This window comes from Nostoc sp. UIC 10630, from assembly GCF_010747425.1.
In the GTDB taxonomy this organism is placed as follows: domain Bacteria; phylum Cyanobacteriota; class Cyanobacteriia; order Cyanobacteriales; family Nostocaceae; genus Nostoc.
Genome location: NZ_JAAGOG010000252.1, coordinates 1 through 9,579 on the forward strand (window position 1 = coordinate 1; position 9,579 = coordinate 9,579).

10 protein-coding genes, 3 tRNA genes and 1 pseudogene are annotated in these 9,579 nt (G+C 40.9%); 8 read left to right on the forward strand and 6 right to left on the reverse strand.

The genetic code is table 11. The features are described 5' to 3' along the window. A pseudogene (locus G1O98_RS33605) lies at positions 1-455 on the forward strand (hypothetical protein); the annotation flags it as partial. A 64-nt stretch (positions 456-519) separates the two neighbouring features. Here the strand turns inward: G1O98_RS33605 and G1O98_RS33610 are convergent. From G1O98_RS33610 to G1O98_RS33630, 5 genes are all read right to left on the reverse strand, one after another. Further along, positions 520-942, reverse strand: coding sequence for a hypothetical protein (locus G1O98_RS33610; protein ID WP_163937765.1), 423 nt, complete (start codon positions 940-942; stop codon positions 520-522). Positions 943-1,306: 364 nt separating this feature from the next. Further along, a tRNA-Thr gene (locus tag G1O98_RS33615) sits at positions 1,307-1,378 on the reverse strand. An 87-nt stretch (positions 1,379-1,465) separates the two neighbouring features. Continuing rightward, a tRNA-Tyr gene (locus tag G1O98_RS33620) sits at positions 1,466-1,551 on the reverse strand. Positions 1,552-1,675: 124 nt separating this feature from the next. Further along, a complete protein-coding gene (nadA, locus tag G1O98_RS33625) occupies positions 1,676-2,650 on the reverse strand; it encodes a quinolinate synthase NadA (protein ID WP_163937768.1) in 975 nt (324 codons plus the stop codon). 14 nt (positions 2,651-2,664) lie between these two features. After that, complete coding sequence (locus tag G1O98_RS33630; protein ID WP_163937771.1) at positions 2,665-2,820, reverse strand: hypothetical protein; 156 nt, start codon at positions 2,818-2,820, stop codon at positions 2,665-2,667. On the opposite strand from G1O98_RS33630, the gene G1O98_RS33635 reads away from it, so the two are divergent. From G1O98_RS33635 to G1O98_RS33665, 7 genes are all read left to right on the forward strand, one after another. After that, the gene (locus G1O98_RS33635) at positions 2,800-3,720 is read left to right on the forward strand and encodes a TIGR04168 family protein (RefSeq protein WP_163937774.1); all 921 of its coding nucleotides are present in this window, start codon (positions 2,800-2,802) and stop codon (positions 3,718-3,720) included. The genes G1O98_RS33630 and G1O98_RS33635 overlap by 21 nt on opposite strands. Positions 3,721-3,851: 131 nt before the next feature. Beyond that, positions 3,852-3,936 (forward strand) — tRNA-Ser (locus G1O98_RS33640). A gap of 213 nt (positions 3,937-4,149) precedes the next feature. Beyond that, positions 4,150-6,213 carry a DEAD/DEAH box helicase family protein gene (locus G1O98_RS33645; protein ID WP_163937779.1) on the forward strand — a complete coding sequence of 688 codons (2,064 nt, stop codon included), beginning with the start codon at positions 4,150-4,152 and terminating at the stop codon, positions 6,211-6,213. Beyond that, complete coding sequence (locus G1O98_RS33650) at positions 6,180-6,950, forward strand: hypothetical protein (protein WP_163937783.1); 771 nt, start codon at positions 6,180-6,182, stop codon at positions 6,948-6,950. Before G1O98_RS33645 ends, G1O98_RS33650 begins: the two co-directional genes overlap by 34 nt. 198 nt (positions 6,951-7,148) lie before the next feature. Further along, positions 7,149-7,418: a hypothetical protein gene (locus G1O98_RS33655; RefSeq protein WP_163937786.1), complete on the forward strand. Its 270-nt coding sequence runs from the start codon at positions 7,149-7,151 to the stop codon at positions 7,416-7,418. Then, positions 7,415-7,876: a type II toxin-antitoxin system VapC family toxin gene (locus G1O98_RS33660; protein WP_163937789.1), complete on the forward strand. Its 462-nt coding sequence runs from the start codon at positions 7,415-7,417 to the stop codon at positions 7,874-7,876. The genes G1O98_RS33655 and G1O98_RS33660 overlap by 4 nt, the downstream gene beginning before the upstream one ends. 181 nt (positions 7,877-8,057) lie before the next feature. After that, complete coding sequence (locus tag G1O98_RS33665; protein ID WP_163937792.1) at positions 8,058-8,504, forward strand: thioesterase family protein; 447 nt, start codon at positions 8,058-8,060, stop codon at positions 8,502-8,504. On the opposite strand, the gene G1O98_RS33670 is transcribed toward G1O98_RS33665, so the two are convergent. Then, positions 8,497-9,579, reverse strand: a 1,083-nt coding sequence (locus tag G1O98_RS33670) for a 2-succinylbenzoate--CoA ligase (protein ID WP_163937795.1), incomplete at its 5' end; no start/stop codon positions are given. The two genes, G1O98_RS33665 and G1O98_RS33670, sit on opposite strands and share 8 nt — an antisense overlap.

The following is a 9,579-nucleotide window of genomic DNA, read 5'->3' on the forward strand; positions in this document are numbered from 1 at the left end:
CATTGTTCGTTATTAGACAGATATTTCTACCCGTATTATCTCGCAGTCCTTTTCAGAAATCAAATATGATTCCTATAGATAAAGTTGTCTATCCATCAATTAACTTTAAGGGTTGCTACATAACTACTCAGATACCGAATTCAGCTACACCGTTTTACTGGTGGGAGGATTTTACAGACTTTACTGAAGCAGCACTTAAGCGAACCTACAAGGAGTTTGGTATTGATTTAACGACTAGAAAGGTTAACCCAGACTCTAGAATTCATACTAGAAAAGTTGAAAGACCATCAAAAGAAGAACTAGAAAAACTAGTTTGGGAAAAGCCAACCGCACAAATTGGGAGAGATTTTGGCGTGTCCGATAAAGCCGTAGAGAAGTGGTGTAAGACTTATGGGGTAGAAAAGCCGCCTAGAGGGTATTGGGTGAAGAAAGCTTATGGAAAAGTGGAAGGATAATTTTGCTTAAATCTTTCATTTGTTTAAGCATAAGAGAAAGACCTACTAATATAACAAAGGCTATTTAGTTTTTTCTAGAATGCCTAATTGTTAAGAGGCACTCCTCAATAATACTGAAGTCTTCCTCTGAGTATGCGTAACTTTTGTTATTCCACTTCCCATTGACGTTACGAGATACCTTTCTTGGGTTTATGCCGTGTACTTCCCTGTGCTTATCAGCTACACGTGTAGCTAGCTTATGGTAGTCTGATTCATCTACTTGTATTTTATTGTCGTCTAAGTATTGCCCTACGGTTAATAGCTCTTTAGCTGGTATGTCCCCTGATAATTCCTTCATAGACTCAGCTTTAGCTACTATATAGCGCTCTGGGTATGTTAATGCTTCCTCCCAACGCTTAACCAGTTGGGTTTTAGATAATGTATTCAAATACACTACTTCTATTTGCCTGTCTACGTGTGCAGGTGGGAGAATATTAAGAACTAGCACTTGTATGATTAACCTACTAACTTTATACCCTTTAGAATACCCAGTTCTATAAGATACATTAGCTCCATCGAAACCAAAAAACACTAGGCACTAACCACACGTATCAGACAACCAAATACCCATTAGGTACGCTAACTCCTGACTCCCTACTCACCACTTATTACTCAAAGGTTTCAATACCCTGGGAAATATTTTGATTTACCCACGCCAGCCAGGGAGTCTAAGGATAACTAAAAGTTTTACAGGTCTACACTAAGTTAAAGGTTTGAGATATCTATAGCAAACCATCGTTAGATTGTCTTATGCTTAAGGCACGTTTAGCACAATCTAGGATGTTTTAGCACTGGTAAGTATCTCTGGAAAAAGCCCGTGACGAGGATTGAACTCGTGACCTCACCCTTACCAAGGGTGTGCTCTACCACTGAGCCACACGGGCGAAACATAATTCCAATTTCTTAGCTAGAAGTTAAAATGCTGGGAGTTTTGATGCTTACCCAGACATTATAACTTATAACTTCGTAAGTGGTGGGCCGGGCTGGATTTGAACCAGCGTAGGCGCTAGCCAACGGATTTACAGTCCGTCTCCATTAACCACTCGGACACCGACCCGATTTGTCTCACGATTTAAAATCTTAGCACCATGTTTTAGAAATTGCAAGTGATTGGAAAAAATAACTTGCGGGTAGAGATCGCAACAAAACTGCGTCTCTACCATTTGTATAAAAAATACTGGTTACACGCTCATCTCCAGCATTCGTTGCATTGGTCGCAGTGCAGCAAGGCGAATATCCTCTGACATGGTAATTTCGGGAGTGCGATTTTTCATTGCCCAGTAGAGCTTTTCTAAGGTGTTTAACCGCATAAACGGACATTCGTTACAAGCACAGTTATTCATCGGCGGTGCAGGAATAAAATGCTTGTCAGGAGCTAGTTTTTGCATTTGGTGAATGATTCCCGGCTCCGTAGCAACGATAAATTCTTTGGTGAGGCTGCTTTGACAATATTTGAGTAAAGCGGCTGTAGAGCCAATAAAGCTGGCGTGGCGCAATACACTACTTTCACATTCTGGATGTGCGATCGCCTCTGCTTCGGGATGAGCAATTTTTAACTGGACAATTTTCTTTTCCGAGAAGGTTTCATGGACAACACAGCTACCTTGCCATAGAACCAAATCTCGTCCCGTCTGTTCCATGACGTACCGCCCTAAATTCCGATCTGGGGCAAAAATAATCGGCTGTTCTTTCGGTATCTGCTGCACAATTTTCACAGCGTTGGAACTGGTGCAAATAATATCGCTCATCGCCTTGATATCAGCAGAGCAGTTGATGTAAGACACCACCAGATGATTTGGATGCGCTGCTTTAAAAGCTGCAAACTCCTCTGGTGGACAACTGTCTGCTAAAGAACAACCAGCAGCCAAATCTGGTAAAAGTACTAATTTATCGGGATTAAGTATCTTTGCTGTTTCTGCCATGAAGTGAACGCCAGCAAAGACAATCACATCCGCATTGGTTTTTTCGGCGGCTCTTGCCAGTTGTAATGAATCCCCAATAAAGTCTGCAATATCCTGAATATCTGGCTCTTGATAATAATGTGCCAGGATAACTGCGTTGAGTTCTTTTTTGAGACTCTGAATCGCGGCAAACAAATCTAGTGGTAGTTCACCCAGTTGGGTGTTTTCGCGTTGAGCTAGTGCAGTAGTAAACACAGTTTAGGGGTGCTTTATGTTGCAAATGTATGTCCTGTGGATTCAATTATAGTAGTTTTTACCAAAAATAGTGGACGGTTGATATTTTGGGGTTGTGTCCAAATCGGGCTGAGTTTCATATCCTGGAGATAGACGGCAAGGAAAGTGGCATGACCAGTCAGAAAACTCAATCGATAAACCTCAAAATTGCTGTAGTTGGAGATATTCACGACCAATGGGAAGTGGAAGATGGCGTTGCACTCAAGCATTTGGGTGTTGACTTAGTGCTGTTTGTCGGGGATTTTGGCAATGAGTCGGTGGAAGTGGTCAGAGCGATCGCATCTCTCGATATTCCCAAAGCAGCCGTAATGGGCAACCACGATGCCTGGTACACCGCCACCGAATGGGGACGCAAAAAGGCTCCTTATGACCGCTCTAAGGAAGACTGGGTACAGGAACAACTCGATTTATTAGGCCCGTCCCATGTCGGTTACGGTAAGTTGGATTTTCCCGCTTGGAATTTAACTGTAGTTGGGGGTCGTCCCTTTACTTGGGGTGGCCCAGAGTGGAAATTCGCGGAAATCTGTAAAGAACGTTACGGTGTGACGAGTTTGGAAGAATCCGCCGATCGCATCTTCAAAGCAGTTAAAAGCGCCGCTTACGAGACGATTATATTTTTGGGTCACAATGGGCCTAGTGGGTTAGGCGATCGCCCCGAAGACCCCTGCGGCAAAGACTGGCATCCGATTGGCGGCGATTTTGGCGATCCAGATTTGGGCGAGGCGATTTCTCAAGCCTTGACTGCTGGTAAAACCATTCCTCTGGTGACATTTGGTCACATGCACCGAGATTTACGCCATACCAAGAAGGTGCAGCGCAAGCCCATCTTTAGAAGTCCAGAGGGGACAATTTACTTAAATGCGGCTAGTGTCCCCAGGATTGTGGAAAATGACGACGAGAAGCTGCGTAATTTTTCCATTGTCACCCTAGAAGCGGGTGTGGTTTCGCAAGTTTCCCTAGTTTGGGTGGGGAATGACTTTCAGGTGGCTAAGGGGGAAATTTTGTACGAGCGATCGCGTATTGTGTCGTAGACATTCGCATCCAGTAGTGCAATCTGCGTAGATAATAGGATATAGTATTATCTGTCAAGTTTAGTGCTAACCAACAAAAGCGCCTGAATAGCGTCTGAAACTAGGATCAGCACAAGTTTGACAGATTTACTGGAGAGGTGGCAGAGTGGTCGATTGCGTCCGACTTGAAATCGGATGAGGCTAAAACCTCCGGGAGTTCGAATCTCCCCCTCTCCGTTGGAAGTTAAAAGTAAATTATTCTTTGCTCAGTAATATGTGAAATATTAATTGCACAGTAAACATACTGAGCAATATTCTGCTAAATTATCAGCTAGTTGGTAATCGTCCCCTAATTGGACTTTTCAGAAGTAACTGGCTCAGAATAGAAACATTTGCAGAACACTTGTACTATTATAGCCTATATAAGTTAACTACTGGAGGAATTTTTAGATGGTAAAAGAGAGTCGTTTCCTCCGGTCGAAACGACTACGCGCCAGCCTCTGGTATGCGGCTGATGGAAAGTGTCAACTGTGCGGGTGCGATATGCCTTCAAATTGGCATGCAGATCATATTGTTCGGTGGGCAGAAACCTACCGAACTAATGTTCGTGAAATGCAGGGATTATGTCCTCAATGCCATTGCATAAAAACCGCACAAGAAAATAGAAAAATGACAACTGCCAAACAACTCGACTTATTTTCAGAACCTTCCCATCAGCAGCTAAATCTAAATCAGCAGCTAAGTCTAAGGAAACACCAAGCCGAGTTTTTAGAGATATGTAAACTCATCAAGGCAGGACAATCTATTAAAAAGATTCTCATGTTGGTTACGCCAGGAGGTGGTAAAAGCTTAATTCCGGTCATTGGTGCCGCCCAACTAATTTCAACTAAGGCTTTTCAGGGAGGCTTTCATGGAACTATCGCTGATGCAATATGTTGGATAGTCCCAAGACGAAATTTACAAAGGCAAGGAGAAGAAAATTTTGACGATGCTTTTTTTAAACAACACTTAGGGCATCAACACAGAGTGATGGCTAATAATAACGAGCCTAACCCATGTAAGGGAATGTCAGGCTATGTAGCTACCTACCAAGCAATAGCAGCTAACCCCGATCTTCATGCTCAAGAGTTTCGGCGCAAGCGCTACATTCTCGTGTTGGATGAGTTTCATCATGTTGAAGAGGGGGGAATTTGGCATCGTGTCTTACAACCATTAGTAGATGAAGCAGTTTTGCTAATTCTCGTAACAGGAACCCATGTGCGTGGAGATCGTAAGCAAATTGCCTTTATGCCATACAAACAAACTCCTGCTGGTCTTACTCCTAATCTGTCTAGCAATGAACATACAACAGTTCTTCAATATACACGCAGTCAAGCTCTTAGAGAACGTGCTATAGTTCCTCTTCATTTTGAGTGGGGAGATGGAGAGGCTGAGTGGATTGATGAAACAGGACAGAAATGTTCCGTAGAAAGTTTTGCAGAAGCTGGAGATTATAGAAGCATAGCACTTCAAACAGCGCTTAGTACAGGATATGCTCGTCAGTTATTAAAAAACTGTGTTGATAATTGGAAACAATATAAAATAAATAACCTTCGCTCAAAGTTACTTGTACTTGCACCATCAATCTCAACAGCTAACCAATATCTCGACTGGTTGAAAGAGCTAGGAATTAATACAGCTGTTAAAGCAACAAGTGATGAATCAAAAGAAGCACAATCTGCAATTAAAAAATTCAAGAAAGACTATCAACCAAGAGATGCAAAAGTAGTTGATGTTTTAGTAACAGTGGCAATGGCATATGAAGGACTTGATGTTCCAGCTATTACCCATGTTGCTTGCTTAACTAACATAAGAAGTGTACCTTGGCTGGAACAATCATGGGCAAGAGCGGCTAGAGTTGACAGAAAAGCAGGAGACTTAAAAAATTTCGGATTAATTTTTATTCCCGATGATCAGTTAGCTCGTCAGTGCGTAGAGACAATTATTACAGAGCAAGAGGTTGTTTTAAAAGAAAAAGAGCAAAACGAAATCAAAAATTCTGGTGCTGGCAATGGCAGCAATGAAGAAAATAGGAATTTGCAACGCAATAATTCCATTATTCCATTAACTTCAAGCTTGACCCGCTTAAGTGCATCTGACTTAAGTACTGGAGAATCTGTTGATTATTTAGAGACAGAAATAATTCAATCCACTGCACAGTTATTTGGAATTAGTAGTAGCACAATTAATTTAAAACATTTTATAGAGACTTACAATTTGCGGTTAATACAGAAGGATTTTGACAATATAGAAAGTACTCCACAAGAATCTTTAACTGTCAGTGAAGAAATAGATATTATGCGGGACAACATTGAGAAATATGGCCGCAGCTATGCAAAGAAAAATAAACTAGACTTTAAAACCATAAATGGGGAGATTGTCAAATATTTTGGCAAATCTCGTAAAGCAATGACACTTGAGGAATTGGGACGGGTGTGGGCATGGCTACAAAACAACTATCCAATGACCGATTAAAGGCTCACATAGAAACTTTAGGAAATGCTGGAGATTTAAACGCACTACCTGGTTCACGACCTTGGGCAATTGCTGTCAAATTAGAGATGCAAGCAGTTATACATGACGCTGTATTTAATGCTCAACAGTTAAAAGCATGGCGTGACTTGATGAAGGAATACGATGGTTATCAGCAATTAGTTGATGAACATGGGAAGCCTTTCAAAACCTATGAGGAATTATGCAAAGCACAGCCGCCTTTTGGTTTGGGTTGTGAACCATTAGATATTGACAAACTTATTAGCGAATTAGAATTATCTGATGAAAAAACTTTTGAGCTAGAAAAATTACCACTCAAGCAAGGAGGAAATCCAAAAGGGTATTTACAAAGGTTTTCTCAGGTAGTTCAAGCTTGTCCAGATAATCAGCCACTCAATGTAGAAAAAATTAGGGAAGTATTGCAGCTTGCACTCAGCAAAGCATACCTTTGGCGGAAACGTTGGTATGACCTGGGCTGGATAGAAGTATTACCAAGTAACAAACGTGGCTATTATCGAATCACAGAGGAGGGACGGAAAGTGGCTAAAGACTGGCTAGAAGAATTACCATCTGCTACTTTCAGGGGTGGATTATGGCTTAATATACCTCGTCATAACTCTAAGAAAGCAGCAGAGCAGCTAATTCAAGCTTTAGATTCTGAGCAATTACGAGAAATTTACAGCTTGATCAGTAAATCACTCAATCAGGATTCATCCTGATGGTTACGCTTACTCACTAATGTTGCACGAGTGTTATCTTTTAGAATTTCAAAATACATAGCTAATTTATAGAAATATTAGAAGCCAAGTTATCCAAGATGTATAGCAATCTCTTAAAGAGGAAGTCAGGCTACAGGCGATCTCCCCCAAGCTCCCATTATGCTACCATTACAAATAAATTTTTTAGGAGGTTAATCAATGACTATCCTTCATACGCTAAACATACCTGATGAGTTATACGAACAACTACAAGAGTTAGCTAAAGCTGAAAATAGCTCAGTTGATGCTCAAGTTATTACAATATTGCAGAACGCTTTGCAGAAGACAAAAACACAGTTAACTGAGGACGAAAGACGAAAAAATGTCCCAAAACTCTTAGAGGAAATTCGCCTTCGTCGTGAGAGTCGCCAGACTGATGTGGAATGGCCTGATAGTACTGCGTTAATCCGAGAAGACCGAGACAGATGACTATCCCTCTCAGGTGTGTTGTAGACCCAAGTGTAGCTATTAAGCAATTTATACCAGACGATCCACTAACTCCGAAAGTTAATCAACTGTTTGCTCATCTTGCCAATCCCCAAACTGCGATCTTTGTCCCAGACCTGTTTTACATTGAGTGTGGCAACATCATTTGGAAGTATGTCCGTGCCAGACTTTATGCTGTTGCTGATGTACCAGCAGATTTAGCAACTCTCAAAAACTTCCCTTTGCGTGTCGTCTCTACGGCTGATTTGATGGCGGATGCTGTTGCGATCGCATTAAATTATGGAATCTCCGCTTACGATGGCTCTTATGTAGCACTTTCACAGCAGGTTAATGCTACTTTGCTGACTCTTGACGGTAAGCTGGTTAAGGCTTTAGGCACTTCGTCTTACAATGTTTGCTCGTTTAATGACTTTGAGGTTCCGGCGTTGGAGTCAATGTAGAAGCGATCGCCTTTCCTCAGCATATATTCAACCCCAAAGCATTGAATGAGGCTAAACAAATCGATACATAACTCAGAATTGGGGAAATTAAATTTTGATCGCCGACTTATCTTAGTTGCAATAAAATTAGTTTGTAAAGCAGGGGATAAACCTGCTGTTTTTTAATATTCAATTGTCAAAAATGCCTTTTACTTATAACCGCACGGTTCGCTTTCAAGATACTGATGCTGCTGGAGTAGTTTATTTTGCTAATGTTTTGGGTATTTGCCATGAAGCTTATGAAGAATCTTTAGAAGTATCAAGTATTAATCTCAAAGATTTTTTTACTAATCCTTCTGTAGCTTTTCCCATTGTTCATGCTAGTGTCGATTTTTTGCGCCCTATGTTTGGTGGGGACAAGTTGCTGATTAGCTTAATTCCCCAAAAAATAGGTGTTGAGAAGTTTGAAATTACTTACGAAATTACTGTGGGTGAGGTGATAGTTGCTAAGGCTATTACTCGCCATGTTTGTATTGATGTGAGTAGTAGAAGTAAACAGGAATTACCTGATGAGATAGTTCAGTGGTTGGAGACGAACCGCAGAGACGCAGAGGACGCAGAGAGAAGAAGGTCGAGAGAGATTATGTGATGGAATTTTGGAGGAATTCTGTGGCTATTTGTTGTAACTGTTGACGGTTAATCTTACCTTGAGAGTTGCGGGGTAAGTTTTGCTGGGGAATCCAATATTTAGGGATTTTAAATTTGCTGAGTTTGTCTTTGAGTAGAATTTGAATTTTTAAGGCAGAGGTATCTGATTTTTTGGGAATGTAAATTGCTGTTAAGGCTTGTCCCCAATTTTTATCTGGGATGCCAATGACACAAATATCAGCAACCATTTGAGTTGATTGTATAGCTGACTCAATCTCTGCTGGGTAAATATTTTCGCCACCTGTAATAATTTTGTCGCTGTTACGTCCGATAATATTTAAATGACCTTGATTGTCTAAAAAACCTAAATCATCTACTTGGAAATCAGTTTGATTTTCTCTAGTTTTAGGATAGTAACCAAGGGCTAAAGATTGAGCATGAATGGTGATGTTTCCGATTTGATTGTAATTTAAAATTTCGCCTTGCTGATTACGAATAGTTACTTTTGCATGGGGAAGAATTTGACCACTGCTAATTTTACCGCCGAGAAAGTCATCTGGTTTGAGGGTAGCAATTTGAGAGGCGGTTTCTGTCATGCCATAAGTAGGTGCTAACCGGATGCGGTGAAATCTGGCTTTTTCTAGTAGTTCGTTCCATGCTGGCGCACCTCCCAAAAGTACTGTATTAAATTGGGATAGCCATTCAGTTAATTCTGGATTTTGCAGGAGGCGTTGTAACTGTGTTGGTACTAAAGATATAAAAAATTCTGATTGTTCAATATTGAATATTTGACCAGATTCTACTGCTTTAAATGGTTGAATAGCCAGTTTACCTGCGGTGGTAAAAGAGCGCATAAATTGCATTAAACCGCTAACGTGATATAGCGGTAACACGCAAAATGAATTGACTTGTTTGATTTGAAAGTATTCTGTAAATCCTTGTACCGATGAAATGAGAGTTTCCCAAGTGTGAATGGCAAATTTAATTTGTCCCGATGAACCACCTGTGGGAATCATAATGCTATTGGGAATTGGGCATTGGGTATTATTATGTTCATTCCCCATTCCCCATTCCCC

Bases quoted from the DNA above. Each gene is read 5' to 3' on its own strand.
- G1O98_RS33650 (WP_163937783.1), top strand. From the start codon at position 6,180: ATGGCTACAAAACAACTATCCAATGACCGATTAAAGGCTCACATAGAA.
- G1O98_RS33655 (WP_163937786.1), top strand. From the start codon at position 7,149: ATGACTATCCTTCATACGCTAAACATACCTGATGAGTTATACGAACAA.
- G1O98_RS33660 (WP_163937789.1), top strand. From the start codon at position 7,415: ATGACTATCCCTCTCAGGTGTGTTGTAGACCCAAGTGTAGCTATTAAG.
- G1O98_RS33645 (WP_163937779.1), top strand. From the start codon at position 4,150: ATGGTAAAAGAGAGTCGTTTCCTCCGGTCGAAACGACTACGCGCCAGC.
- G1O98_RS33635 (WP_163937774.1), top strand. From the start codon at position 2,800: ATGACCAGTCAGAAAACTCAATCGATAAACCTCAAAATTGCTGTAGTT.
- G1O98_RS33665 (WP_163937792.1), top strand. From the start codon at position 8,058: ATGCCTTTTACTTATAACCGCACGGTTCGCTTTCAAGATACTGATGCT.